Origin of the sequence: Snodgrassella sp. B3837, from assembly GCF_026535955.1 — a bacterium.
In the GTDB taxonomy this organism is placed as follows: domain Bacteria; phylum Pseudomonadota; class Gammaproteobacteria; order Burkholderiales; family Neisseriaceae; genus Snodgrassella; species Snodgrassella alvi_E.
In genome coordinates this window covers 14973-40696 of record NZ_JAFNPI010000031.1, presented here as the reverse complement: position 1 = coordinate 40696, position 25724 = coordinate 14973, and the positions used below count along the sequence as shown (strand labels likewise).

25 protein-coding genes are annotated in these 25724 nt (G+C 45.7%); 14 read left to right on the top strand and 11 right to left on the bottom strand.

Annotated elements, in window-relative coordinates; translation table 11 throughout:
- Nucleotides 1–149: 149 nt before the first annotated feature.
- Nucleotides 150–1058 (bottom strand): Rossmann-like and DUF2520 domain-containing protein, encoded by a 909-nt coding sequence (locus J3U67_RS08755; RefSeq protein ID WP_267391987.1) that lies wholly within the window; start codon nt 1056–1058, stop codon nt 150–152.
- 134 nt (nt 1059–1192) lie between these two features.
- Between J3U67_RS08755 and minC the strand changes: the two genes are divergently transcribed.
- The 5 genes from minC (at nt 1193) to dtd (ending at nt 4629) form a co-directional block, all read left to right on the top strand.
- A complete protein-coding gene (gene minC, locus J3U67_RS08750; RefSeq protein WP_267391986.1) occupies nt 1193–1933 on the top strand; it encodes a septum site-determining protein MinC in 741 nt (246 codons plus the stop codon).
- 81 nt (nt 1934–2014) lie between these two features.
- Nucleotides 2015–2830 (top strand): septum site-determining protein MinD, encoded by an 816-nt coding sequence (gene minD / locus J3U67_RS08745; RefSeq protein ID WP_100140915.1) that lies wholly within the window; start codon nt 2015–2017, stop codon nt 2828–2830.
- Nucleotides 2831–2833: 3 nt separating this feature from the next.
- Nucleotides 2834–3103 carry a cell division topological specificity factor MinE gene (gene minE / locus J3U67_RS08740; protein WP_100140914.1) on the top strand — a complete coding sequence of 90 codons (270 nt, stop codon included), beginning with the start codon at nt 2834–2836 and terminating at the stop codon, nt 3101–3103.
- Entirely contained in the window at nt 3100–4026 is a 927-nt protein-coding gene (locus J3U67_RS08735) for a hydrogen peroxide-inducible genes activator (RefSeq protein ID WP_100140913.1), read from the top strand. The genes minE and J3U67_RS08735 overlap by 4 nt, the downstream gene beginning before the upstream one ends.
- Before the next feature lie 168 nt (nt 4027–4194).
- On the top strand, nt 4195–4629 hold the full coding sequence (gene dtd, locus J3U67_RS08730; protein ID WP_267391985.1) for a D-aminoacyl-tRNA deacylase: 435 nt from the start codon (nt 4195–4197) through the stop codon (nt 4627–4629).
- Between the two features lie 43 nt (nt 4630–4672).
- Here the strand turns inward: dtd and J3U67_RS08725 are convergent, their stop codons facing one another.
- The 4 genes from J3U67_RS08725 to J3U67_RS08710 all read right to left on the bottom strand — a co-directional run bounded on the left by J3U67_RS08725 (nt 4673) and on the right by J3U67_RS08710 (nt 8514).
- On the bottom strand, nt 4673–5311 hold the full coding sequence (locus J3U67_RS08725) for a hypothetical protein (protein ID WP_267391984.1): 639 nt from the start codon (nt 5309–5311) through the stop codon (nt 4673–4675).
- Nucleotides 5312–5556: 245 nt separating this feature from the next.
- A complete protein-coding gene (locus J3U67_RS08720; RefSeq protein WP_100140910.1) occupies nt 5557–6117 on the bottom strand; it encodes a DNA-3-methyladenine glycosylase I in 561 nt (186 codons plus the stop codon).
- 53 nt (nt 6118–6170) lie between these two features.
- Nucleotides 6171–6737: a TMEM165/GDT1 family protein gene (locus J3U67_RS08715; RefSeq protein ID WP_267391990.1), complete on the bottom strand. Its 567-nt coding sequence runs from the start codon at nt 6735–6737 to the stop codon at nt 6171–6173.
- 319 nt (nt 6738–7056) lie between these two features.
- Nucleotides 7057–8514, bottom strand: coding sequence for a DASS family sodium-coupled anion symporter (locus J3U67_RS08710; RefSeq protein ID WP_267391989.1), 1458 nt, complete (start codon nt 8512–8514; stop codon nt 7057–7059).
- A gap of 395 nt (nt 8515–8909) precedes the next feature.
- On the opposite strand from J3U67_RS08710, the gene dnaK reads away from it, so the two are divergent.
- From dnaK to J3U67_RS08690, 4 genes are all read left to right on the top strand, one after another.
- Entirely contained in the window at nt 8910–10844 is a 1935-nt protein-coding gene (gene dnaK, locus J3U67_RS08705; RefSeq protein WP_267391983.1) for a molecular chaperone DnaK, read from the top strand.
- A 304-nt stretch (nt 10845–11148) separates the two neighbouring features.
- Nucleotides 11149–11322, top strand: coding sequence for a hypothetical protein (locus J3U67_RS08700; protein ID WP_180295819.1), 174 nt, complete (start codon nt 11149–11151; stop codon nt 11320–11322).
- Nucleotides 11323–11454: 132 nt separating this feature from the next.
- Complete coding sequence (locus tag J3U67_RS08695; RefSeq protein WP_267391982.1) at nt 11455–12624, top strand: alpha-hydroxy acid oxidase; 1170 nt, start codon at nt 11455–11457, stop codon at nt 12622–12624.
- Between the two features lie 175 nt (nt 12625–12799).
- Complete coding sequence (locus J3U67_RS08690) at nt 12800–15079, top strand: Tex family protein (RefSeq protein WP_267404762.1); 2280 nt, start codon at nt 12800–12802, stop codon at nt 15077–15079.
- An 85-nt stretch (nt 15080–15164) separates the two neighbouring features.
- Here the strand turns inward: J3U67_RS08690 and J3U67_RS08685 are convergent, their stop codons facing one another.
- Nucleotides 15165–15599: a hypothetical protein gene (locus J3U67_RS08685; RefSeq protein WP_267391980.1), complete on the bottom strand. Its 435-nt coding sequence runs from the start codon at nt 15597–15599 to the stop codon at nt 15165–15167.
- A 107-nt stretch (nt 15600–15706) separates the two neighbouring features.
- The gene (budA, locus tag J3U67_RS08680; RefSeq protein WP_267391979.1) at nt 15707–16408 is read right to left on the bottom strand and encodes an acetolactate decarboxylase; all 702 of its coding nucleotides are present in this window, start codon (nt 16406–16408) and stop codon (nt 15707–15709) included.
- Nucleotides 16409–17034: 626 nt separating this feature from the next.
- Between budA and J3U67_RS08675 the strand changes: the two genes are divergently transcribed.
- The 5 genes from J3U67_RS08675 (at nt 17035) to J3U67_RS08655 (ending at nt 20136) form a co-directional block, all read left to right on the top strand.
- Nucleotides 17035–17358, top strand: a complete 324-nt coding sequence (locus tag J3U67_RS08675; protein WP_267404760.1) for a YnfA family protein — start codon at nt 17035–17037, stop codon at nt 17356–17358.
- A gap of 119 nt (nt 17359–17477) precedes the next feature.
- On the top strand, nt 17478–18638 hold the full coding sequence (locus tag J3U67_RS08670; protein WP_267391978.1) for an MFS transporter: 1161 nt from the start codon (nt 17478–17480) through the stop codon (nt 18636–18638).
- A 14-nt stretch (nt 18639–18652) separates the two neighbouring features.
- The gene (locus J3U67_RS08665) at nt 18653–18862 is read left to right on the top strand and encodes a cyanate hydratase (RefSeq protein ID WP_267404759.1); all 210 of its coding nucleotides are present in this window, start codon (nt 18653–18655) and stop codon (nt 18860–18862) included.
- Nucleotides 18863–18888: 26 nt separating this feature from the next.
- Complete coding sequence (locus J3U67_RS08660; RefSeq protein WP_267391976.1) at nt 18889–19482, top strand: uracil-DNA glycosylase family protein; 594 nt, start codon at nt 18889–18891, stop codon at nt 19480–19482.
- Nucleotides 19483–19506: 24 nt separating this feature from the next.
- On the top strand, nt 19507–20136 hold the full coding sequence (locus tag J3U67_RS08655; protein WP_267391975.1) for an NAD(P)-dependent oxidoreductase: 630 nt from the start codon (nt 19507–19509) through the stop codon (nt 20134–20136).
- 81 nt (nt 20137–20217) lie between these two features.
- On the opposite strand, the gene J3U67_RS08650 is transcribed toward J3U67_RS08655, so the two are convergent.
- From J3U67_RS08650 to J3U67_RS08635, 4 genes are all read right to left on the bottom strand, one after another.
- On the bottom strand, nt 20218–21102 hold the full coding sequence (locus tag J3U67_RS08650) for a lipid A biosynthesis lauroyl acyltransferase (RefSeq protein ID WP_267391988.1): 885 nt from the start codon (nt 21100–21102) through the stop codon (nt 20218–20220).
- 197 nt (nt 21103–21299) lie between these two features.
- The gene (locus J3U67_RS08645; protein WP_267391974.1) at nt 21300–22829 is read right to left on the bottom strand and encodes a DHA2 family efflux MFS transporter permease subunit; all 1530 of its coding nucleotides are present in this window, start codon (nt 22827–22829) and stop codon (nt 21300–21302) included.
- Nucleotides 22830–23034: 205 nt separating this feature from the next.
- Entirely contained in the window at nt 23035–24231 is a 1197-nt protein-coding gene (locus J3U67_RS08640; RefSeq protein WP_267391973.1) for an efflux RND transporter periplasmic adaptor subunit, read from the bottom strand.
- A 38-nt stretch (nt 24232–24269) separates the two neighbouring features.
- The gene (locus J3U67_RS08635) at nt 24270–25715 is read right to left on the bottom strand and encodes an efflux transporter outer membrane subunit (RefSeq protein WP_267391972.1); all 1446 of its coding nucleotides are present in this window, start codon (nt 25713–25715) and stop codon (nt 24270–24272) included.
- Nucleotides 25716–25724: the final 9 nt, after the last annotated feature.

Genomic DNA, 25724 nt, shown 5'->3' with positions numbered 1-25724 from the left:
CCTGCATACACCCTGTCAACTACTTCCTCCACTTATTTTTATACAATCTGCCAATTCACTGTTTTAATAAGCTTTATTTTTTAGCGTCATCTGCTCCGTTTGAACCTTCTATAATTATCACACTCTATATTCCTCACTTCTTATGACTCTTAATTTTGCTTCGTTTGCGTTGGTGATATGATTTGTAATATTTGCTGACGCTTGTCTTGGCTTAATTTGGTCAAATTTAATGTCTGCTTGGCGAGTACGCTATATATCTCCTGCTCTGTTGTGTTTAATGCCTGCCAATGTTTTGCGATTGTGGTGCTATCGCCACGTTTTATTGGACCTGTAAGGGCTTCTTCCGGAACCATTGTTTGTAGTTGGTTTAGATTTTGCTGCATGAGCTGGTTTACGAGTTGTTCAGCCAGGCTTTTCGGTATAGACAAAGAAGTAAGTATATTACGCGCATATGCATTTAGGGTAATCAGAAAATTGGCACTGGCTGATAGTGCGGTGTGATAGCGGCTTTTCTGGTTTGCATCAATAATAAAGCTATTTAATTTTGCAGCCTGAGCCAGTTGTTGCAGTATAGGTAAAGCAACTATATCGCCTTCTATGGCGCACATGTGTCCGGCTAATTGATTTAAGGCTATTTCGATTGAGGCAAAAGGAAATACCGGATGCAGGGAGCCTGCCAGCACTTTATTTTGGTTTGATTTTAATATTTTGCTGTCTAACGCACCGCTTAGGTGAATAACTAATGAATTGCGTGTTAGGCAATGATTTTGTTGAATTTGCCAGCTTATTTTTTCGATAGCCTGATCGCTGACACCTATAACATAAATATCAGCTGGCGGTAGATTGCTTAATTCTTTGCATAGTTGAATAGAAGGTATATGGTTTTTAAGATTTTGCGCTGTGATGAAGCTGCGGTTCCATGCTGCCTGTATATTTATTTGCTTGCTCTGATGCCAGATGATGGCGAGGCTGGAGGCTACTTTACCGGTACCGATGATATTTACACGCAGTTGGGAAGACATATTGAGTTGTGGTTTGATGGTGGGGATATTGGTCATTATGGGTTTTATAGGGTTGATTAGGTAATTATTTTGCTGAAGGATATGAGTTGTAATTGAAGCCGCTTAACCAAAACGGTACACTTCGGTACTTACTCTTTATTCTAATCATAATTTTTTGGGCAAACACGTTAATGAAACCAGCTTTTAATGTGAAATCCGCGCGTCTAGATACTTTGTCGGTACAGTTGCTGACGGATGACCTGACTTTGATTAACCATGAATTAAAGCAACGTGCAGAGCGTTTTGGTAATTTGCGTAATATGCCTTTTACACTTGATCTGCACAATCTTGCCAATCCGGCAACATTGGACTTGGCTAAAATTGTGGCACTGTTTTCACGTTATCATTTGCGTATTATTGCTATCCGTCATTCTGATGCAGCCTGGGTCAGCTTAGCCAAACAACATAATATAGCTTTCAGTATTTTACCGGAAGAACAGGCTAACAGTAGGGTTAAAGCTGTGGCTGATGCGCTGGTTCAGCCTTCTGCCGATGTTAATGACAAAATAAATTCTTCAGTTGCTGCAAGTGCTCTGCCTACGTTGGTCATTGATCGCACCATAAGAACTGGTCAGCAAGTATATGCGGAAAAATCAGATTTGATTGTTCTGGGTTTGGTCAGTGAAGGGGCGGAAATCATTGCTGATGGCAATATTCATATTTATGGTCCTTTACGCGGACGAGCTCTGGCCGGTGCGGCAGGGAATAAGGAAACACGTATTTTTGCTCAGTCTATGCAAGCTGAGCTGGTATCTGTGGCCGGTATTTATCGTATTTTTGACCAGCAGTTGCCGGCGCATCTGGATCGCCATCCGGTACAGATTTTCCTGCAAAATGACCGGCTGGTACTCAGTGCGATTCAGGCGCATTAGTTAATTCAGGGACACGCATCGGTGTGTGGCTGATTTGTGAATGTTTTGTATATTCGTTTATATAACAAAAGGAATTTAATTGTGGCAAAGATTATTGTGGTGACGTCAGGTAAGGGCGGCGTGGGTAAAACCACGACCAGTGCCAGTATTGCAACTGGTCTGGCTTTAGCCGGCCATAAAACTGCGGTAATTGATTTTGATGTGGGTTTGCGTAATCTGGATTTGATTATGGGTTGTGAGCGCCGAGTGGTTTATGACCTGATTAATGTTATTCAGGATGAAGCTACGCTGAATCAGGCATTAATCAAGGATAAACACTGTGATAATCTTTATGTGTTACCTGCTTCGCAAACTCGTGATAAAGATGCACTGACCCGTGATGGGGTGGAAAAGGTGCTGAAGGATTTAACAACGAAGATGGGTTTCGAATATGTGGTTTGTGACTCACCGGCAGGCATTGAGCAGGGTGCGTTGATGGCCTTGTATTTTGCGGATGAGGCAATTGTTACCACTAACCCAGAAATTTCCAGTGTGCGTGATTCTGACCGTATTCTGGGTATTTTGTCGAGCAAATCCAGACGAGCTGAAACCAACAGTGAACCGGTAAAAGAACATTTGCTGATTACGCGCTATTCACCTGAACGTGTAGACAAAGGTGAGATGCTGTCTGTACAAGATATTCAGGATATTTTACGTATTCCGCTGATTGGTGTGATTCCAGAATCCCAGAACGTATTGCAGGCTTCTAATTCTGGCACGCCGGTAATTTTGCAGGAAAATTCGGTAGTGGCGGAAGCTTATAAAGATGTTGTTGCGCGCCTGCTGGGTGAAGACCGTCCAATCCGCTTTGTGGATGCTGAGAAAAAAGGCTTTCTCAAGCGTCTGTTCGGAGGTTAAGACATGTCTATAATGGATTTTCTTTTTGGCAAAAAGCAGCAATCCGCTCAGACAGCGCGTGACCGTTTGCAGATTATTATTGCGCAGGAACGCGCTACTCAGACTCCGGATTATTTGCCTACGCTGCAAAAGGAACTGTTGCAAGTACTTTCAAAGTATGTCCATGTTTCTTTAGACGATATTCATATTTCTCAAGAAAAGAAAGATGGTATGGATGTCTTGGCACTTAATATTACTTTACCGGAAACAGGAAAGAAAAAGGCCAGTGAATGACGCTGACTGAATTGCGCTATATTGTGGCTGTTGCTCAGGAAAAACATTTTGGGCGTGCTGCCCAGCGATGTTTTGTTAGCCAGCCTACTTTATCTATTGCAATTAAGAAGCTGGAAGAAGAGCTGGGGCTGACTTTATTTGACCGCAGCAGTAATGAGGTAATGACAACTGATGCTGGTCAGCGCATTGTGCTTCAGGCTCGCCGTGTGCTTGAGGAGGCTGACCGCATTAAGTTGATGGCCAATCAGGAGCAAAGTGAGCTTGAAGGAATTTTCAAACTAGGGCTGATATTCACTATTGCTCCCTATTTGCTTCCAAAGCTGATTTTATCTCTACGTCAGCTGGCGCCAGAAATGCCTTTACAGCTGGATGAAAATTATACGGATGTTTTAAAAGAATCGCTTAAGCGAGGCGATCTGGATGCGATTGTTGTTGCAGAACCGTTTCAGGAAAACGGTTTGCAAACGATACCGCTTTATGATGAACCTTTTTTTGTTATTGTGCCTAAGGGTCATGCATTTGAGCATTTAGACGAGGTAACGCCGAAACAGCTGGGTGAAGAACGGGTGTTGCTGCTGACTGAGGGTAACTGTATGCGTGATAATGTGCTGGATAGTTGTCAGGAACTGGCTTCGCGCCAGAAAATTCTGGGCCTATCGAACAGTATTCAGGGCAGCTCTATTAATACCATCCGGCATATGGTGGCCAGCGGTTTAGGTATCAGTGTGATGCCAGCGACTGCTTTAACGGATAATGATCATTTATTATTCAGCATTATTCCTTTTTCAAAACCGACACCTGAGCGAAGAGTGGTACTGGCTTCGCGTCGTAATTTTGTCCGGCCTAAGGCTTTACGTATTATCAAATCAGCTATCCTGTCTTCGCAGTTGACCGGCGTGAAGTTTATCCATGATGTGGATTAATATCTCGCTTTTCTGAAAAACGTCTGTGTCTAAGCAGGCGTTTTTTCATTAGTCAGTTTGATTATCAGTCTTTTTCAAAATGGATAATTTGGTCTATAGCTATGGTTTGTTTTAGCAGATAAACCTGAAGCGTTTGAATGAGACATTTAGATTTTAAAGGAATTTTGCATGATTGCTTTAATACAACGCGTTAAGCAAGCTAATGTGGAAGTAAATGGCGAAACAGTTGGTCAGATAAAACAGGGATTACTGATTTTATTAGGTGTTGAACAGGGAGACGATACACAAAAGGCTGAACGTCTTTGCGATAAGGTACTTGGTTACCGTGTTTTCAGTGATCAGGATAATAAAATGAATCTGAATGTTAGGCAGATAGGCGGGCAAGTATTGGTGGTATCACAATTTACACTGGCTGCAGACACTAAAAAAGGCACCAGACCTAGCTTTACTAGAGGTGCTGCGCCGGCTGCAGCGGAACGCTTGTATGATTATTTCGTTGAATTGTGTCAAAGGCAGATTTCCACTGAAACCGGTATTTTTGCAGCCAATATGCAGGTCTCTTTGGTAAATGATGGACCGGTAACTTTCTGGCTTCAGGTTTGATAATTTTCTACGATTGTTTTTGCTATTTTGTAATCAGTGATATTTAATACCGGTTTAATTCCTGCCTGAGTACGCGGATATTGGCCTGCCTATCATTAACATTCTGCTGCCAACGCTGAATCTGAACGGCGATACCTTGTTTTTGCGCTTGACGCAGTTGCTGTTGTGCAGCAGCCAGTGCCCGCTGTTCACTGACGATATCACGTTGTACAAGCTGTTTCGGTGTTGGCTTGGGTACGATGATTATTTTGGCTGGGACGGTAGGTTGTGTATTCTTGATTTTAGGTGATGCTTCTGACTTCGGCATTTGCTGACGCAGTAGAATGCCGATTTTAGGAGCTGGAGGGGTTTTCATTAGGTCGCCATCACGTCCGAATTCAGCGCTGTACCATAACCGCTGTAACTGTTCTAAACCAGGTGCATTCTGATTTTCTAATGAATATTTTTTTAAATTATCACCATCGGTAGGCGGATGTTTGGCTATCTGGCAGTGCACGTCTAAAGGTTTAGTTGTGTAACTGACATGGTTATTGGCCAATGGACATGCATACCATGTCACTTGTGTCGGTTCGCTAGCGGTAACATTGGCAGTTGAATTATCTTCAGCCCAAGCTAGATTTAAATATGTTGACAATAGTATGCCGATACTGAGATGGAGGCTGAGTTTGAACTTGTTTTGCATGGCTAAGGCTCATTGCGTCTAATCTGAATCAAACACCCTAAACAAGTTTGTATCACATTTATTCTGCTTTTGGTATTTAATTCCAAATTATACCTGTATGGTATCTGGATATAATTTTGTAACAAATTATTGATGTATCTTTGCTTCCTTTAATTTTATTATACCAAAAACATAATTATCATGTTTCTTGTTGCGGTGGAATCTGGTACTTTCTATTGTTTGATAATGTATTTGAGTAGCGGTTTTTAATGTTGGGCGCAAAAACAGCCTTGCAGATGATCATTAACTAGTCCCATTGATTGCATAAATGCATAACAAGTGGTGGGACCGACAAAACTAAAACCGCGTTTTTTCAGCGCTTTTGACATGGCCGTACTTATTTTTGTCTGAGTCGGCACTTCGGATAAATGCGAATAATGATTGATAATCGGCTGATGATTGACAAACGACCAGATAAAATTAGCAAAATCTTCTCCCTGTTCTTGCATGGAAAGATAGGCATGCGCATTATGGATAATTGCCTGTAATTTGCCCGGATGGCGTATCAGTCCCGGATTTCGGAGTAATGGCTCAATATCATTGATGGTTATAATTTTTTGCGGATTGAAATCATAAAAGCAACGCCGGTATTCAGCACGTTTTTTTAATACCGTTATCCATGATAGTCCGGCCTGCTGGCCTTCTAGACAGATTTTTTCAAACAATTTCTGGCCGTCTTTCTGCACATGCCCCCATTCATTATCATGGTACTGCTGATATAGTGGATCAGCGTTGACCCATTCACATCTTGTTATTTGTTTTTGCATTTTATGTTTGGCACTGGATTGAAGGAATTAATCTGTCTGAACATTTATGATATTTAGTTTAAGTATGTCTGAATGAGTGTCACGATGCCTAATAGACAGAACAAGACGCAGGCACCTATGCGGATGCGGTTTAAGGGCAATCGTTGCATGAGCCAATTACCAAAAAATATGACTGGAACATTTGCCAACAATAAGCCTGCTGTACTGCCCATAACTACAGAAAATAAATCCCGATACTGTGCTGCCAGCAATATGGTAGCAATTTGGGTTTTATCCCCTACTTCAGCCAGAAAAAACAAAACAGATGTAGCCACAAACGGCCCGTAGCGCATGAATCGGGTATCTACACCATCATCCTTATCTGGTTTTAATAGCCACAATCCCACGACTAAGAAACTGATACCAACTACCCAGCCCATTAACTGCGGGGTAAAAAATCGTGCGACTTCTACGCCAAACCATGCTGAAACAACGTGATTAAGTAATGTGGCACATAACATACCAGCAATAATGGCATATTTACGCGCAAAGCGGGTAGCCAAAAATAATGTCAGTAATTGAGTTTTATCGCCAATCTCAGCCAGTGCAACGGGAACAACGGAAGAAAGAAAAGCATGAATCATTATGAGATACCGTAGGCGGGCATAGACAAAAGACACGATAAAACGCCCGCCATTGCAGTTTTATCCTGTCTCAAGTCTCGTTAATCCACCATCTGGTTAGACGTTACGACCATACAGCAAATGCTGCAAATATGTTGATCGTAACCACAGGTATTGGAGATATTACCTGTGAAACTACTCCCTTAAGGCACTGCATCATAACCGAATCCGGACGATATTAACAAGCGAATTTCTGAATTGACGCATTAAATTTGATTTTAAACAATAAAACAGGCTGCCAAACCTTTTGGCAGCCTGCTGCTGTGAAGATAACAGATTAATAGTAACCCAAAACTTTCCACCAAACTCCGCCAATTACAACGAAGATAGCAAGTTCAATCACGCTCATGATGAAACCAATTTTCCACCATTCACCTAGGGTCACAAAGCCGGAACCGAACACTACAGGTGAGGTACCGGTGGCGTAATGAGTTAGGGTCATCATAATGCTGGAAGCAGCAGCCATCATCAGCGCAAACAGCATGGGCGGCGCACCCAATGCCAGACCGGCTGAGTAAAAGGCGGCAAACATAGCGGTAATATGGGCCGTGGTGCTGGCAAACATATAATGTGCATACATATACGCCAGTAATAATAGTGTACAGGCACCCATCCAGCCCATACCCAGACTACCAATACTGCTTTCCAGTACCCCGGAGAACCATGTAATCAGTCCCAGTTTATTCAGGAACGTTGCCATCATTACCAATGCAGCAAACCAAGTGATGGTATCCCACGCACTTTTTTCTTTCAGGATGTCATCCCAGCTCAATACGCCGGTTAAAAGAAGAAGCGACAAACCGATAAACGCGGTGGTGGTCGGATCTACTGCAAAGGATTTACCGAACAGCATGGCCGGAATACCTGCCCACAGAATTAGCAATACCGCAAAAATACCCAGCATGATTTTTTCATCACGTGTCATCGGGCCCTGTTCTTTCAAACGCTCTTTGGCAAAAGCCACTGCATTCGGAGTGTGCTTGATTTCAGGCGGATACAACCAGTAGATAATCAGCGGCATCAAGAACATCGCTACTAAACCAGGTACCAGCATGGCCAGCGCCCAAGTACCCCAAGAAAGATGAATATCGCTGTTGGTGGCTTTGGCTACCAGATCCACAATCAAAGGATTGGGTGCTGTAGCGGTAATAAACATAATTGAACTGATGGGATTAGCGTGGTAATTTACCAATGCCAGAAATTTACCCATGCGTTTTTCGGTGCCCTTTTCGGGGTCTGAATCATAGCTGGATGCTATAGATTTCATGATTGGGTGAATGATACCACCACCACGGGCTGTATTACTGGGGGTTACTGGAGCCAATAATAGTTCCACCACTGCCAGACTATAGGCCACACCTAGGGTACGTTTACCCCACAAGCCGATAAACAGGTAGCCGACACGAGCGCCCAAACCAGTTTTCAGCAAACCACGAGAAATCATGATTGCTACGCCAATCAGCCAGATAAGTGGATTACCAAAGCTGCTTAAAGCATCATTCATGGCTTTGCTGGGTGTGTCTGCAGTAACACCGGTTACGGCTACCAGCATAATAGCGATGATAGACAGCGCACCAATGGGCATAGCTTTGCCGATAATAGCTGCAATCACACCAACAAACATAGCCAGCAAATGCCAAGCTTGAGGAGAAACCCCTTCTGGTACCGGGATGGCAAACCAGACTATCAGGCCGATTAACAGCGCTACGGCAGCGGGAATGGGCTTGAACCCAATTTTGACAGGCATACAACTTACTCCTAATCATGAAGAAATAGATACAGCCAGACAGAAATCATTAATGTCTTGAGTGATTGTAAACTCATATTGAAAAACACCGTCTGACATAGCGCAAATTAGTATCAGACGGCATTGACAAAAGCAGGATGATTTTACTGTTTAAGCCTGAATGAATATAACATACAACCATGTAAGCAAACGCTATTGATATTAAAGCAGACATTAGGGGTGCAATAATTTGGATAAAATTTGCAAAACTATGCTTGAAATCGTATCAGGTATACCCATTTACGATTCATTAGCAATAGTATAACGGTGGTTTCATACTGCCTATTTGCAACTGTAAGATAATGCTGCAAATCACGAAATTAAATAATTAGGAGATTTTAAATATGGCAAAAGTAATCGGTATTGATTTGGGTACGACCAACTCATGTGTTGCCATTTCAGAAGGTGGCCAGACAAAAGTAATTGAAAATGCGGAAGGTGCACGTACCACACCTTCTGTTGTTGCTTATCTGGACGACAATGAAATTCTGGTTGGTGCACCGGCCAAACGTCAGGCAGTCACTAACCCTAAAAACACTATTTATGCAGTAAAACGTCTGATTGGACGTAAATTCGACGATGCTGAAGTACAGCGCGATATCAAATCCATGCCGTTCCAGATTGTTAAAGCCAATAACAACGATGCATGGGTGGAAGCACATGGTGAAAAACTGTCTCCTCCACAGGTTTCTGCTGAAGTACTGCGTAAAATGAAAAAAGCCGCCGAAGATTATCTCGGTGAAAAGGTTACTGAAGCTGTCATCACTGTACCAGCCTATTTTAACGACAGTCAGCGTCAGGCTACCAAGGATGCCGGCCGTATTGCTGGTCTGGATGTAAAACGCATTATCAACGAACCTACAGCTGCTGCTCTGGCCTTTGGTATGGACAAAGGCGAAAAAGGCGATCGTAAAATTGCTGTTTACGACTTAGGTGGCGGTACTTTCGATATTTCTATTATTGAAATTGCCGAAATTGATGGCGACAAACAGTTTGAAGTATTGGCTACCAATGGCGATACCTTCCTCGGTGGTGAAGATTTCGATCAGCGTCTGATTAACTACATCATTGATGAATTCAAAAAGGATCAGGGTATCGACCTGAAAAATGACGTAATGGCATTGCAACGTCTGAAAGAAGCCGCTGAAAAAGCCAAAATCGAACTTTCGAGTGGACAACAAACTGAAATCAACCTGCCTTACATCACCATGGATGCGACTGGCCCGAAACATCTGGCCATGAAAATCACCCGTGCCAAATTTGAAAGTCTGGTTGAAGATCTGATTACCCGTTCTATCGAACCTTGCCGTACTGCCATCAAGGATGCTGGTTTAAGTGTGAACGACATTAACGATGTGATTTTGGTAGGTGGCCAGAGCCGCATGCCGAAAGTACAGGAAGCTGTAAAAGATTTCTTTGGTAAAGAACCACGTCGCGACGTTAACCCTGATGAAGCAGTGGCTGTTGGTGCAGCAATTCAAGGGGCAGTACTGGCCGGTGACCGTAGCGACGTATTGCTGCTGGACGTAACCCCGCTGTCTTTGGGTATCGAAACCATGGGTGGTGTGATGACCAAGCTCATCAACAAAAACACCACTATTCCGACCAAAGCAACTCAGACATTCTCTACTGCTGAAGACAATCAAAGTGCTGTAACCATTCATGTATTGCAGGGTGAACGTGAACGTGCTTCTGCTAATAAGAGTCTGGGACAGTTTAATCTGGGTGACATTCCGCCGGCTCCACGCGGTGTACCACAAGTAGAAGTAACTTTCGATATCGATGCTAACGGCATTTTGCATGTTTCTGCCAAAGATAAAGGTACAGGTAAAGAAGCTAACATTACTATTCAAGCTTCATCTGGATTGAGCGAAGAAGAAATCGAACGCATGGTAAAAGATGCAGAGGCCAATGCAGAAGAAGACCGCAAACTGGCTGAACTGGTAAGCAGTCGCAATCAGGCCGAAGCTCTGATTCACTCCGTGCAGAAATCTTTGAGCGAATACGGTGATAAACTTGATGCAGCTGAAAAAGAAAAAATCGAAGCAGCCATTAAGGAAGCTGAAGAAGCTGTTAAAGGTGAAGACAAAGCTGCAATTGATGCTAAATCAGAAGCACTGGGTGCAGCCAGCCAGAAGCTGGGCGAAATGATGTATGCTCAGGCTCAGGCAGAAAGTCAACAGGCTGGAGCACAAGCAGACCAGGCTCAAAGCAAAGGTAACGATGATGTTGTTGATGCTGAATTTGAAGAAGTAAAAGATAAAGAGAAAAAAGACTAAGTTTTTCCTTTAAAATAAAACCCCGCTAACAAGCGGGGTTTTATTTTAGGCGCGTCAAGGAAGAGAAAGTCTTTTTACTGAGAATAATATTGCTCACAAGCTGAATTTGGATATTAAGAGGAGTATAAATAAGTATGCAGGCATACGTTCTGGCTACTAACAAAATGTTGCTTTACTCTTCAGATTTTGGTTAACCTAGCAAATACCCTGCGTGATTGTAAAAAAAACAGACATGTCTGTGAAACGGCCGTTACAATAAGTACATTAATTATTGACTATAAATATATTTCTACCGGAGTAAAAGATGAACTTTTATATTTTGCTTATCCTGCTGGGCGTTTGCTGTGCCATTTTAACAGCCGGATTTTGCGGACGTTCTCAGCGCTGGGGTCCGTGGACTATGCTGGCAGGCATTAGCTGTCTGCTGATTCTGATTATGTTTATGATTTATAAGCTGTCCCGTGTTGTCGGTTTGTAAATTACTGGTGTTCAGTCTGTAAGATTCAGGCGAAAATTCAGGACAATAATTACATTACGTTAGAACTGATGTATAAGTTTATATTGTCCAGTTAAAATTACATTTACCAAAAATTGAAAATTAGGTATCTACATGCAAAATAAATTAAGCAAAATAACCTGTATCGAAGATTTGCGCATAGTGGCCAAGCGCAAAGTACCAAAAATGTTTTACGACTACGCCGATACTGGTTCATGGACAGAAACTACCTATCATGCCAATACCACCGATTTTCAGCCGATTAAGCTGCGTCAGCGTGTACTAACTGATATGACCGGCCGTACACTGGAAACTACCATGGTAGGGCAAAAGGTGAAAATGCCGGTTGCAATCGCTCCTACTGGCCTGACTGGTATGCAGCATGCCGACGGAGAAATTCTGGCGGCGCGTGCTGCTGAAAAATTCGGAGTTCCTTTCACTTTATCTACTATGTCCGTCTGCTCCATTGAAGATGTAGCAGAAAACACCAGCACTCCTTTCTGGTTTCAATTGTATGTAATGCGCGACCGCGAATTTATGCGCGACCTTATTCGCCGTGCTCAGGCTGCCAATTGCTCTGCTCTGGTTGTTACTGCTGATTTACAGGTAATGGGGCAGCGCCATAAAGACATTAAAAATGGCCTATCTACCCCCCCCAAACCCACCTTGCGCAACTGGATTAATCTGGCCACCAAACCGGAATGGTGTCTGGCTATGCTTAATACCCAACGCCGCACTTTCCGCAATATTGTTGGTCACTGCAAAGGCGTAGCTGACATGTCTTCACTGGCTTCATGGACAAGCGAACAATTCGATCCGCGTCTAAGCTGGAAAGACATTGAAGAAATCAAGAATTTATGGGGCGGTAAATTGATTATCAAAGGGATACTGGATGCTGAAGATGCTGAAATGGCGGTCAAATCCGGTGCTGATGCAATCGTGGTATCTAATCATGGCGGTCGCCAGCTAGATGGCGCTCCCTCTACCATTCACGCTTTACCCAATATCATCTCTGCCGTGGGCAACGATATTGAAGTATGGCTAGACAGTGGTATCCGTACAGGTCAGGATGTATTAAAGGCCATGGCCATGGGTGCCAAAGGTACACTGATCGGCCGTGCCTTTCTGTATGGCCTGGGTGCATATGGTGAGGACGGCGTAAGACGCGCTCTCGAAATCATCTACAACGAATTAGATACTACCATGGCTTTTACCGGCCACACCGATATCAAAAAAGTTAATACCGATATCCTGATACCCGGCACTTATCCTGTTGCCAGTTAATTCTGCATAACGAGCAAGTTTAAGGCTATTTGTCTATGACAAATAGCCTTTTCTGCTGTTACAGATAAATCAATCTACGTTTATCACCATTCTGCTGCCATACAAACAAGCTGCAACAGGTGACAAAGCCACAACAGGCGGCTATGCTTGCATTTTTATTGCTCTATAGGTTGTTATGAACATCACTGAGAAAATTGCTGACGAACTGAATGTAGCTACGGCACGAATTCAGGCTGCGATTGACCTACTGGATGATGGTGCCACTGTACCGTTTGTAGCCCGCTACCGCAAAGAGGCCACTGGAGGACTAGATGATACGCAATTGCGCACCCTTGCCGAACGCCTTCAGTACCTGCGCGAATTGCAGGAACGTAAGCAGACTGTCCTGTCCAGTATCGAAGAACAAGGCAAACTCACTGATGAGCTGCGGCAAAGTATTGCTGCAGTAGATAACAAAACCGCGCTGGAAGATATTTATCTGCCCTACAAACCCAAACGCCGTACCAAAGCACAAATTGCGCGAGAACACGGACTGGCACCACTGGCCGAAGCTCTGCTCAATCAGCCGCAGCTGAATCCAGAAGCAGAGGCGCAAAACTATCTGAATGAAAATGTACCCGATAGCAAAGCTGCGCTAGACGGTGCGCGGGCCATACTGATGGAGCAGTTTGCCGAAGATGCTACGCTAATTGGCCATCTGCGCGATAAACTGTGGCGAGAAGGTGAAATCCTCGCCACCGTACTCGAAGGACAGGAAAGCGCTGGCGAAAAATTCAAAGATTATTTTAATCACCGCGAACCGATACACAGTATGCCCAGCCACCGCGCATTAGCTGTTTTACGCGGACGCAATGAAGGCATACTGGCACTAAACCTAAAATATCAACCGGACGATAAACCAGTCGGCGAACAAAGTTTTTACGAACAGTTGATTGCCGAGCAATTTGGTATCGCTGACAATGGACGCCCTGCCGACCGTTGGCTGCGCGACACCGTACGCCTGAGCTGGCGCGCCAAAATCTTCCTATCGCTGGAATTGGACGCCCTCAACCGGCTGAAAGAAAATGCTGACCAGGCTGCAATCAGCGTATTTGCGCAAAACCTCAAGGATTTACTGCTGGCAGCTCCGGCAGGTCGTCTCACCACCATTGGCCTCGATCCCGGTATCCGTACTGGCGTTAAAGTCGCGGTAGTAGATGATACCGGCAAACTACTGGAAACCGCCACCACCTATCCCCATCAGCCCCTTAACGACTGGCAGGGTGCCCTCAACACCTTGATGCATCTGGTTAAGCAGCATAATGTACAACTGATTGCTATTGGGAATGGCACTGCCAGCCGCGAAACCGACAAATTAGCAGGCGAACTGATACGCGCCTTGTCCGACCGCAAACTACAAAAAATTGTTGTCTCCGAAGCCGGCGCTTCTGTCTATTCCGCTTCCGCACTGGCTGCCAAAGAGTTTCCTGAGCTGGATGTTAGTCTGCGCGGTGCCGTATCCATTGCCCGTCGCCTGCAAGACCCGTTGGCCGAATTGGTAAAAATCGATCCCAAATCCATCGGTGTGGGACAGTATCAGCATGATGTGAACCAGACCCAGCTAGCCAGAAGTCTGGATGCCGTAGTTGAAGACTGTGTGAATGCCGTTGGCGTAGATGTTAACACCGCTTCCGTAGCATTGCTGGCACACATTTCTGGCCTTAACAGCACGCTGGCGCAGAATATTGTCACCTATCGCGACCAGAATGGCGCCTTTGCAAATCGTCGCGCTCTGATGAACGTACCGCGGCTGGGCAGCAAAACTTTTGAACAGGCAGCCGGCTTTCTGAGAATCCAGGGTGGTGATGAACCTCTTGACGCCAGCGCCGTGCATCCAGAAAGCTACCCTATCGTCGCCAAAATGCTCCAAACCACGCACCTGCGTGCCGAAGAACTCATTGGCAACCGCAGCGCCCTCAAAACCTTGAAACCGAGCGATTATATCGACAGCCACGTTGGTCTGCCGACCATCAACGATATTCTAGCTGAGCTAGAAAAACCTGGCCGCGACCCTCGCGGCGAATTTCAGACTGCCACCTTTGCCGACGGTATTGAAGACATAACCGACCTTAAAAGCGGCATGATACTTGAAGGTGTAGTTAGCAACGTAGCTGCATTCGGTGCATTTGTTGATATCGGCGTACATCAGGACGGCCTCGTCCATGTTTCAGCACTGGCCAACCGCTATGTTGCTGACCCGCGTGACGTTGTGAAAGCCGGCGATGTGGTAAAAGTAAAAGTTGTCGAAGTCGATGTCGCACGTAAACGCATTGCTTTATCCATGCGCCTAAACGACGAAACCAAACCAGCAGCATCCAGAAGTGACCGCCCACGCAGACAACAAGACAAAACCGGGCATAACAGCGGCATCACAGATAATGCCATGGCCGCAGCATTTGCCCGCCTGAAACAATAGCTGGCGCACCCATATAACAACAGGGGGTATAACAACAGGGGGGTTGATAACCCCCCTGTTTTGTAGCCTAGCCAGCAATGTAGAACTAGCGACAATCTTTACCAGACAAAGTGATGCTCTGCTGTGAATGATCCTGAAACGTATACACATAAACAAAATCAAATCCACCCAACAGCATTCGACGTGTCAGAGGCTGACGACAGCTGCGCATGAGCTCTTTTTTCACAGAATCTACATTAAAATTATCTCGCTTACGCTTTTCGTCCAGCATTGTATATGAATAATAAATCGTGTAATTATGGCGTACAGCTGCATTAAACCTTATCTGCTTATGCTGCTGTGGCAATTTTTTTTGCAACGCCATCAGCTGCTGATCAACAGAAGTGGTTAACGCTGGGTCGATTACCAGCGGCATATGCCGCGGCTGGCTGGCGGCAGAAGCTTCCACAGCATCCACAGCTTGCTGATGGCAACCTCCCAGCAGACACATATAAAACAGCCCGCAAATTATTTTTTTCATAGTACGCTTTCCGTAGTGGCAAATTCGTTATCCGGCTGTACGAACACTAGCACCGCCTCTCCCCTATAATTGATTAGATAACGAAAAAACAGTGTAGCACGTCCGCGCTAATTTTCTACTTGTTTAATCACCTGATTCAAATCGTCCATATTTAGGTTTTTACGCAGATACTCCTCGCTCTGGGGCAATGCAATTTCTATTGACTGCTTACGTTCAAACGCCAGCTCCGCTTTGGCAGCACGAAAATCAATCACATGTCCACCTAGTTTGCGTGTGGTATCAATAAAATGCAGATGGAAGCCGGCTACCGACAGCTCCTTGAAAAACTCCGGCGTCCAGAACCCAATCAGCGAACCGCTGACAGCCTCCACTGTATCCACCACCTGTTGCTTAAACACCTCAACCACAGACGGATAGGGTTTCTGCTGCGCATGCGGGCGGCGGATTTTCAGTTCATCAAAACGGGCATTGATTCTCACCGCAACAAACACATTATCCATAGGCAAGTAGTTGGACAGATGGGTATACAGATTGTCTTTACAGATATCCACCACATCTACCACCTTGTCTGGTTGAAACGTGGTGACCTGCACAAATGGCAACAGCTCTTCATCGCCCATCACCTTTACCGCTTTATCGCCATCAGCCTCCAGAAAATCCTGATCAATAATTACCTCACCTGCTAACGCGTGCGAGCAACCCAGACCAAAATTGCCATATTTTTTTACCTCCCCAACCGCAAATACCCCATCGAACAAGCCTGCCATCAAAGCATTAATCGTAGAAAACTGCCGGATTTCTTTTTGCATGTATATTCTCCTGCATAATTTATTTACATATTAATTAATTGTATTCCATTTAGCAGTTTATAGCTAATATCAGCCATCAAGCATTTGTCGAAAAAATGAATTATCAATAAATCAATCTACATAGATTTTTTCCTTAAATACGCTCTTCAATATTTTTCGGCAGATTAGTTTGCTTTATGAAGGGAACAGCTATTAACAATGCTATCAAATATCAGACTAACAGCATCTCAATAACAACATCACCTGCATGATTACATAACGCCTCTGTCCGAGCTGTTTCATCGAACCAGCGGATAGAAAGTACAAATATTCAGTATTTATGAACTAGCCTCCATCAACTATTATTGCTAGTCCACACCCACTAATTTCGATACAAAAATCAAAATCATCTGCAAACTACTCCTTGATCATTAGCGATTTTCCCAACACGAGCACTAGTTACCACACTCACCGGCAACCTAAACGGAAGCATTAACTGTATTTAGCCTAAACGCGCCCACACAGCATAAACATATTGTCATAATATTTTTGTCGATAATGAAAAATATTGGCGGTTTTATTTTCATAGATTGTTCTTAACGAATATTGATAGTATCTGGAACAATTAATTTAATTTTGGTGTAGCAATGAAAACCTTTATTTATTTTTTTCTCGCCGCTATTGCTGAAATCAGTGGCTGTTTTTCTTTCTGGGCATGGCAACGTATGGGTAAGTCTGCATGGTGGACATTACCGGGCACATTATCGCTGCTGCTATTTGCATGGCTGCTCATTTTGGTAGAAAGCAATATTGCCGGCCGTGCCTATGCAGTATATGGTGGTATCTACATCTGCTCATCACTGCTGTGGTCATGGATAGTAGAAAAATCCATGCCAGATAAATGGGACATCAGCGGCGCACTGGTATGCCTCCTCGGCGCTGCCATGATATTGATGGCACCACGCAGCTAAGATTGTAATTCATAATTTATTCAGACAGATTATCCCGTAATAAAGCATGGAAAGTGACAAGTAGGCAGGCTACGTCTAAACTTGTACTTTAGCTGAACAGACAATGGCTGTAGATAATTATGCTACTAAAAAGTTTACTTTCGCTGTCATTAGGTACCTTTGCACTGGGCATGGCAGAATTCAGTATGATGGGTATTTTGCCGGATGTAGCTGCTACTCTGCATATCAGCATTGCACAGGGCGGGCATTTTATTGCCGCTTATGCTATCGGCGTATGCTGCGGTGCCTGGCTGCTGGTATTAAGTTACCGCCTACCGCCGAAAACCATTTTGCTGTCACTGTCGGTACTGATTGCCATCGGCAATCTGCTGGCATCCATTGCACCCGGCTATAACACGCTGCTCGTAGCGCGTTTTATTTCCGGCCTACCGCATGGAGCGTATTTTGGTATCGGCTCGATTGTTGCCACTAAACTGGCGCCACCTGGCCGTTCCGCACAGGCTGTAGCGATGATGATTGCGGGTATGACGGTTGCCAATCTACTTGGCGTACCCGTAGGCACATGGCTAAGTCTGCATTTAAGCTGGCGGCTGGTATTTGCTTTGGTAGCCGTGGTGGCAATTGTGCTAATTTTTACCTTACAGCGTTTTATTCCGCAGATGGAACGGCTACCTGATACCGGCATTCTGGGGCAATTCCGTTTCCTGAAATCAGCCGCACCATGGTTGATCTTAGCGGCTACCACCTTTGGTAATGGCGGCATTTTTTGCTGGTTCAGCTATATCCGTCCCTTATTAACACAGGTATCCGGTTTCAATGGCAATCAGGTCAGTCTACTAATGGTACTGGCTGGTGCCGGTATGGTAGCAGGAAACTGGTGTGGCGGCCGTCTGGCGGATCGCTATACCCCCGGCCAGGTAGCTGCCGGTTTGCAAGGGCTGGCCGCAGTGTCATTGTTACTGATTTTTGTGTGTTCATCTGTCGGCTGGCTGTCGGCCACGCTGATGTGTGTATGCACATTCTGTCTGTTTGCAGTATCAGCACCACAACAGCTCCTATTGCTGCGCTTTTCGCCCGGTGGTGCGCTACTGGGTGCAGCCAGCGTACAGATGGCGTTTAATCTAGGCAATGCCATTGGTTCATACAGTGGCGGCGTGGCCATCAGCCACCAATGGGGTTATCAGTATCCGGCACTGCTCGGGGTACCGTTAACTTTAATCGGCTGTGCCTGCCTACTGTGGTTTCACCGTCGCTACGAAAGTCAAGGACGAGCAATCTGAAGCATACGGAGGTAATGATGAGCGATACAATACCGGAAAATATCCAGCAACGCCTGCATCTGGCAATTAAACATGGTAATCAGGCCGAGCAGCAGCGTCTGTGGCATGAGTACAGTAGTCTACAGGGCTTTAGCAACGAGTGGGTAATGTCAGCACGACTGGGTCAGGACGGCTATACGGAGGAACAGGCACATATGGTAGCCTGTCTATTTGGCCGTTGTTAGCATGCACAATGACACAACAGGAATATATGACTGAAATTATTATTGAAACCCATCCACTAGCACCGTTTCTGCCAGCCAATGCAAAGCTTCTAATGTTGGGGTCCTTTCCACCACCGGCCACACGTTGGAAAATGGATTTTTACTATCCGAATCTGCAAAATGATATGTGGCGCATATTCGGACTGGTGTTTTTTCAGAATAAAAATTATTTTCTTAGTAATGATCAAAAAGGCTTCAATGAGCCTTTAATTCGCGCTTTTCTTAACCAACGTGGCATTGCCATCAACGATACAGCCTATCAAATCAAGCGCCTGCAAAACAATGCGGCGGATAAATTTCTCGAAGTGGTAACACCAGTGGATTTAGCGGCATTACTGGTACAGATTCCAGACTGTCGGCACATAATGACCACAGGCGACAAAGCCACCACCACTTTATTGCAACTGCTCCCGGCAGAAACTCCGGTACCAACTATCGGCCATCCCAGTGAAACCATACTAAACGGACGGCAGCTGACCCTTTCCAGACTGCCTTCTTCTTCGCGAGCTTATCCACTCTCACTTGAGCGCAAAGCACAGGTTTATCAAGATTATTTTTCTAACATCGGTTTATTAAACTGATTTTTAATTTTCGGGAAAACATTAATGCATATTCTTATTTTCGGTGCCAGCGGCGGCGTGGGCAAAGCTTTGGTCGAACAGGCACTGGCAAACGGTGATGAAGTGACAGCAGCAGTACGTTCGCAGAAAAAACTTAATATCCAACCCCCTAAATTACATATTCGTCTTTGTGACGTGTTTGAGAAAGCCGATGTAGCAGCATTGTTTACAAACAACAGCCATTACGACGCAGTGGCCTCGGCTCTTAACACCAACCAAGGCATAAAGCCAGGCAATGATTTGGAACGTATGCTGAGCAATATCACCCCACAAATGCAACAGCATGGCATTAAACGCATCGTTTATTGTGCCTCCGCCGGCGTAGACAATGAGCTGGAAGGTGAACGTGGACAGGCCGCAATGGAGTTTTTACGCCATCCGCTGGCTGACCATCGTGCCGCCATAGCGCAAATTCAGGCAGCCGGTTTAGACGCAACCATCGTACGCCCACTTGGCCTAACCCACGATACCCTAACCGGAAAATATACTGAGGCAGCACGGGGCATACCAGCAGGCAGTGGCCGCATAGCACGTGCCGATGTAGCGCACTTCATGCTAAAAGCGTTACATGATGATGCCTATATCGGCCAGTCTGTCGCTTTGTCTGGCGTATGAATACAAAAACTGCTGCCAGAGCCAAGCTCTGGCAGCAGTTTTATTTTAATCAATTGTCTGCCACAACAGATAATCGGATTTTTATTTGTGAATTTTTTGGTAAAACGACGCTTCACCCTCGGGGCGGGTTTTAAACCGTTTATGCAGCCAGTAATACTGTGACGGCTGCTCTCGTACTCGTGCTTCGATAAAATCATTCATTCGTTGCGTATCGGCCACTATATCTTTACTGGGAAAATTATCCCATTGCGGATAAAACCGCAAGGTAACCTTGCCATCTGATTCCCGTGTCGGAATTGCTGGAACCACTTTAGCATTGGTTAAAGCAGCGATACGGCTCAGCCCAGCAATCGTCGCTGTGGGAATGCCGAAAAAGTTTACAAAAATCGATTCTCTTCGTCCGAAATCCTGATCGGGCAAATATAAAAACGGCGCACTGCTGCTTTTGATTTTTTTAATAATCGCACGCAGCCCTTCAGTGCGCCCTATCAGAAACACATTATTATAGCGATGGCGTCCCTTGAGAATCTGCTCATCCATCTGTTTATTTTTCTGATGTGAATACACACTGATTAAGGGTACATCTTGGTTGAGCGCATACACCGCCGCTTCAAACGCAGTAAAGTGCGGATAAAGTAAAATTACTTTTTCACCGGCGGCCAGCGCTTCATCAAGATAATGTTTGTCTTGATAGCGCACCAATTTTTTTAAACGCGCGGCATCACCATACCAGTACAGCCCATATTCCAGCAGCAGCATAGACATATGATAAAAATGTTCGCGCAATACTTTACGTCGCTGCTGCTCCGTCCATTCGGGAAAACAGTGGCGCAGATTAATCAAACCAATTCGCCGCCGTGGAGCAACTGCATAATAACTCAGCCAGCCCACACAGCGTGCCAGCGCATGAATCGCCCCTAAAGGTAGCAACTGCAGCATATATAAAAAAGCAAAAGCCAGTTTCATCATCATTACAATATTACCTACTGGTTTTTCAACCAGCCCAGCATTAAACGCCGTCTATTGTACACAAGCTGCCGTCAATTTACATTCACAGTTGTATCTAAGCCCTTTTCTTATCACTTACAGCCAAACAAAACCAGTTCATAAAAACACGGCCTGTATCGCAAATACACAGGCCGTATCAGATAAACCAAACTAGCTTAATGAGCTCCGCCACCTCCGCCACTGCCAAATGGCGGTTTAGCAAACCACACCAGCACAATCAGAACTAAAAATGTCATGCCATACAGCCAAAATAAATCATTGGCACCCATAATATGCGACTGCTGACCGATGGTCTGCTCGATTGAGCCTAATGGCTGTATTCCACTCATACCCAGCTGATTCATCCCCTGAATCGACTCATTCATAGTACTGTTATAAGGATGAATGTTCTCCACCAATTGTGTATGGTGTAATGCTTCGCGTTTATCCCACAATACATTAACCATCGACGTACCAATACCGCCGGCTAAAATTCGCACAAAATTAGAAATACTGGAAGCACTGGCAATCTGCGAACCAGACATATTCGACAAAGTGATTTGGGTTAACGGCATAAAGAACATCGCCATTCCAATACCCTGCACAAACTGCGGCCAGAATACATCCATAAAACTCATACCGGCATTAAAATTAGTCCGCCAGAAGAAACAGATGGCGTAAACGGTGAAACTGATAGTCACCAATACCCGCATATCCAGCCGGTTGCCAAACTTACCAATTAGCGGCGACAGCAATACTGGGAAGATACCAATCGGTGCCGTTGCCAGCCCTGCCCATGTTGCGGTATATCCTAGCTGCATCTGCAACAGCATCGGCAATAGCACAATGGCCCCCATATACGTCATATAGGCAGTACTGAGCGTAATCACCCCTACAGTAAAATTACGGTCCTTAAACAAGCGCAAGTCCACAATCGGATACTTTGCATACCATTCCCAGATAATAAAGTAGCTCAGGCACACTACCGCGATTACCGCTAGCGTAATGATTTCATTGGATGAAAACCAGTCTAGCTCATGACCACGGTCAAGCATCATCTGCAATGCACCCACACCGACTACCATTAGCGACAGACCCATACGGTCAATAGGCTGGTGCTCAGTTTCGGTTTCACGTTTTTTAAGCATCTGCCAAGAAATACCGGCAGCCACCAAACCAATTGGTACATTAATAAAGAAAATCCAGCCCCAATGCCAGTTGTCACTGATGATACCGCCTAGAATCGGCCCAAAAATCGGTGCCACAATAATCACCATCGACCACATCGCCAACGCCATTGGGCGTTTTTCCGGCGGATAGGCAGCCATCAGCAGACTTTGTGACAACGGAATCATCGGCCCAGCCACAGCACCCTGCACCACGCGGAAAAACACCAGCAAGGCCAGACTAGGCGCAATACCACATAAAAAAGAAGCAAGCACAAACGACAGTGTCGCCACCACAAATACTTTTACTTCGCCAAAGCGTCGCGCCAGCCAGCCTGTGAGTGGTACCGAAATAGCATTGGCCACGGCAAACGCCGTAATTACCCACGTACCCTGACTATTGGCTGCACCCAAATTACCAGTAATGGTGGGCAAAGCCACATTGGCGATAGTGGAATCCAGTACCTGCATAAATACGGCTAGTGACAGCGCCACCGTAACCAGAGCAAGAGCCGGACCTTTCAAGGGAGAATGCGTCATTCAAGCAAAGCCTTAATACAAAAACCTTCTCGGTGTAGCGTCAGCTCATTTCATGCCTCATGAGCACGAATATTCCTACTCACCAGAGAAAGCTTCTGAAATTAAAATAAAAATCAAGCCAGATCAACATCGCAGTAACCGCCACTGGCACGAGAACAATCACCCTGCGCCAGCAGCAATCGAATCATAATTAGGCAGAACAGAATTAGGGCGCGTACTGGGCAAAAATTTGCTCAATCATATTATTGATTGGCGTCCAATCAATCGCAGCCATATTGCCATTAGTAGGAATCGCCGTAGCAGCAGTTAAATCCTGACCATCCTGATTACGCGTATTCACTTCTACATCCATAGACAGACCTACCCGCAGCGGATGCGCAGCCAGCTCTTTAGGATCCAGTGCAATCCGCACCGGCACACGTTGTACAACTTTAATCCAGTTACCAGTCGCATTCTGTGCCGGCAACAGTGAAAACGCAGCACCAGTACCGGCAGACAGTCCGGCCACCTTACCGTGATAAGTCACTTTACTGCCATACACATCCGCTTTAATTTCCACCGGCTGACCAATACGTATCTTCGCCAGCTGGCTTTCCTTAAAGTTCGCATCTACCCAGACATTATTCAGTGGCACCACCGCCATCAGCGCCGCACCAGTTGCCACTTTCTGGCCTACCTGCACATTGCGTTTCGCTACCTGTCCATCCACCGGAGCCTTGATTTGAGTACGCTGTAAATCCAGCCATGCACTTTTCAGATGGCTAACCGCGGTCATCACAGCTGGCTGCTGACGCAGCGGCACATTATGGCCAAGCACAGCTTTAGCTGCATTTTCCTGCCCCTGCATGGCCTTCAGGTTTGCCTGCGCTTCCACTACCGCATCACGGGCATGGCTTAATTCTTCCGCAGAAATTGCATCGGTACCAGCCAGACTCTGGCGCCGCTGTAAATCAGCTTGCAAACGTTTTAACTGGGCCTGTTGTGCCGCCACCTGTGCACTGGCCTGATGCGACTGAGCCGTCTGCTGCTTATTCTGACGAATCGCATTAATCAGCTCATCATGCGCCCGCTCAAACGCCAGCTGCATATCACTGTTATCCAACTCTACCAACACCTGACCTGCCTTAACAGTCTGTGTATCATCCACGTTTACTTTTTGCACCGTACCGGTAATTTGCGGCGTAATCTGCACCAGATGGCCATTCACATATGCATCATCAGTGGATTCCTCATGCTGCCATACCAGCAGATACATCAGCAGAAAGCCCAGCGCAATCAGCACAAATACCACCGTCAGCAATACCAGCTTACGCTTGCGGCCGGCGGGCACACGTTCTGACTGCGGTTGTACCGCCGGTTGAGAGGTAGTCACTGCCTCATTGGTTTGCTTTTGTTCACTCATACGTCAATAGCTCAAGAAAATAGGAAATTAACACTCAGTTACTGATTATTGCCACTTGCAGGAATTTTAAAACCACCACCAAGCGCAGCATGCAGGTTATTCCAGCTCTGTTGCCGCCACGCAGCGGTTTTTGCTAAATCTGCCTGTGCACTTAAAGCTGCATCCTCGCGTTGCAACTTGGTAAGCGCATTCTCCAGACCAGCTGCATGGCGTCTATTGCTGGATACAGCATTTTTCTGCGCCACCCGCCACGCCTGCTGCTGTAAAGGCAATGCTTCAGAACTACGCTGATAGTCACTGACAGCATCGGCTGCCTGCTGCAAAGCCGTCAGCACCGTTTTATCGTATTGCGCCACCTGCTCATTGTAAGCAGAACGTTTACCAGCCAAAGCAGCCTGCAAACTGCCTGACGTAAATATCGGCAACGAAATAGCCGGCACAATACCCAGCATACGTGAAGAAGAATGCACCAAGTCAAACGCATCAACATGCGCCAAACCTGCCAGTCCTTTGATTTCTATATTCGGATAAAACGCTGCTTGTGCCGCTTTAATTCCAAAATAATCCGATTGCAGTAAAGCTCGTTGCGCCGCAATATCCGGTCGCTGCCCCAGAATATCGGCATGTAAACCATTTACCGCCACTTCTGGTACTTTCCCCAGCGGCTGCGGTACCATCGCTGGCATCTGAGCAGGTGAAACACCTATCAGCGCAGCCATACTGTGCCGGGCACGTTCGATATCCGCCTGCGTCTGGCGCAAAGCGCTTTGCATAGCCAGTACATTTTGCGACACAGCATATTCATCACTTGCTGGTTGCAGACCAGCACGAATCCGATTCGCCACCAGTTTCTGCAACGCTTGATTCACCGCAATACGCTTTTGCAACACATTAGCCTGCTCTTGCAACAACTGCCATTGCGTATATTGCGACACAATACTTTGGCTTAGTAGCAACCGTGCCTGCTCTTGCTGATAAGCGGCAGCCACACGCGCACCTAGTGCTGACTTAATCAAATTACGCTGCTTACCCCAAAAATCAAAAGTATAATTAACTGCCAGCGCAGCCATTTCATTGCTAAACACATGATTCGGGTCATCACCCGCTCTGTTTGAATCTGGTTTCGGATTTAGGTAAGCGGCCACACCATTAGCCTGCAAAGCTACCTGTACACCAGCCTCCCCTTTGGTTCCACGCCATTGCGCTTCAGCCTCAGCAAAACGAGCAGCGGCAATACGTAAATCCGGGGCACTAGCAAGACCCATATCCATCAACTGATTCAATAACGGCTGATTCAGACTAAGCCACCAGCTCTGCTTTGACTGTATGGTTTGACCGGCTGGCAAATGCAGCTGGGCTGCATCCTGCGGGGTTTGTAACTCAGGCTGGCGGCCAAAATTGGCACAGGCAGACAACAACAGCAAAGCCAGCGGGCTGACAAGAGATAACTGACGCAATCGGCGCGCAAATACAGTTAATTTCATGCAAATCTC

Coding starts and splice junctions, on each gene's coding strand:
- J3U67_RS08635 (WP_267391972.1), bottom strand. CDS start 25,715: ATGAAATTAACTGTATTTGCGCGCCGATTGCGTCAGTTATCTCTTGTC.
- minC (WP_267391986.1), top strand. CDS start 1,193: ATGAAACCAGCTTTTAATGTGAAATCCGCGCGTCTAGATACTTTGTCG.
- J3U67_RS08665 (WP_267404759.1), top strand. CDS start 18,653: ATGATGAGCGATACAATACCGGAAAATATCCAGCAACGCCTGCATCTG.
- J3U67_RS08640 (WP_267391973.1), bottom strand. CDS start 24,231: ATGAGTGAACAAAAGCAAACCAATGAGGCAGTGACTACCTCTCAACCG.
- J3U67_RS08675 (WP_267404760.1), top strand. CDS start 17,035: ATGAAAACCTTTATTTATTTTTTTCTCGCCGCTATTGCTGAAATCAGT.
- J3U67_RS08725 (WP_267391984.1), bottom strand. CDS start 5,311: ATGCAAAACAAGTTCAAACTCAGCCTCCATCTCAGTATCGGCATACTA.
- J3U67_RS08700 (WP_180295819.1), top strand. CDS start 11,149: ATGAACTTTTATATTTTGCTTATCCTGCTGGGCGTTTGCTGTGCCATT.
- J3U67_RS08670 (WP_267391978.1), top strand. CDS start 17,478: ATGCTACTAAAAAGTTTACTTTCGCTGTCATTAGGTACCTTTGCACTG.
- J3U67_RS08685 (WP_267391980.1), bottom strand. CDS start 15,599: ATGAAAAAAATAATTTGCGGGCTGTTTTATATGTGTCTGCTGGGAGGT.
- minE (WP_100140914.1), top strand. CDS start 2,834: ATGTCTATAATGGATTTTCTTTTTGGCAAAAAGCAGCAATCCGCTCAG.
- J3U67_RS08735 (WP_100140913.1), top strand. CDS start 3,100: ATGACGCTGACTGAATTGCGCTATATTGTGGCTGTTGCTCAGGAAAAA.
- J3U67_RS08720 (WP_100140910.1), bottom strand. CDS start 6,117: ATGCAAAAACAAATAACAAGATGTGAATGGGTCAACGCTGATCCACTA.
- J3U67_RS08695 (WP_267391982.1), top strand. CDS start 11,455: ATGCAAAATAAATTAAGCAAAATAACCTGTATCGAAGATTTGCGCATA.
- dnaK (WP_267391983.1), top strand. CDS start 8,910: ATGGCAAAAGTAATCGGTATTGATTTGGGTACGACCAACTCATGTGTT.
- J3U67_RS08650 (WP_267391988.1), bottom strand. CDS start 21,102: ATGAAACTGGCTTTTGCTTTTTTATATATGCTGCAGTTGCTACCTTTA.
- J3U67_RS08690 (WP_267404762.1), top strand. CDS start 12,800: ATGAACATCACTGAGAAAATTGCTGACGAACTGAATGTAGCTACGGCA.
- dtd (WP_267391985.1), top strand. CDS start 4,195: ATGATTGCTTTAATACAACGCGTTAAGCAAGCTAATGTGGAAGTAAAT.
- J3U67_RS08655 (WP_267391975.1), top strand. CDS start 19,507: ATGCATATTCTTATTTTCGGTGCCAGCGGCGGCGTGGGCAAAGCTTTG.
- budA (WP_267391979.1), bottom strand. CDS start 16,408: ATGCAAAAAGAAATCCGGCAGTTTTCTACGATTAATGCTTTGATGGCA.
- J3U67_RS08645 (WP_267391974.1), bottom strand. CDS start 22,829: ATGACGCATTCTCCCTTGAAAGGTCCGGCTCTTGCTCTGGTTACGGTG.
- J3U67_RS08755 (WP_267391987.1), bottom strand. CDS start 1,058: ATGACCAATATCCCCACCATCAAACCACAACTCAATATGTCTTCCCAA.
- J3U67_RS08660 (WP_267391976.1), top strand. CDS start 18,889: ATGACTGAAATTATTATTGAAACCCATCCACTAGCACCGTTTCTGCCA.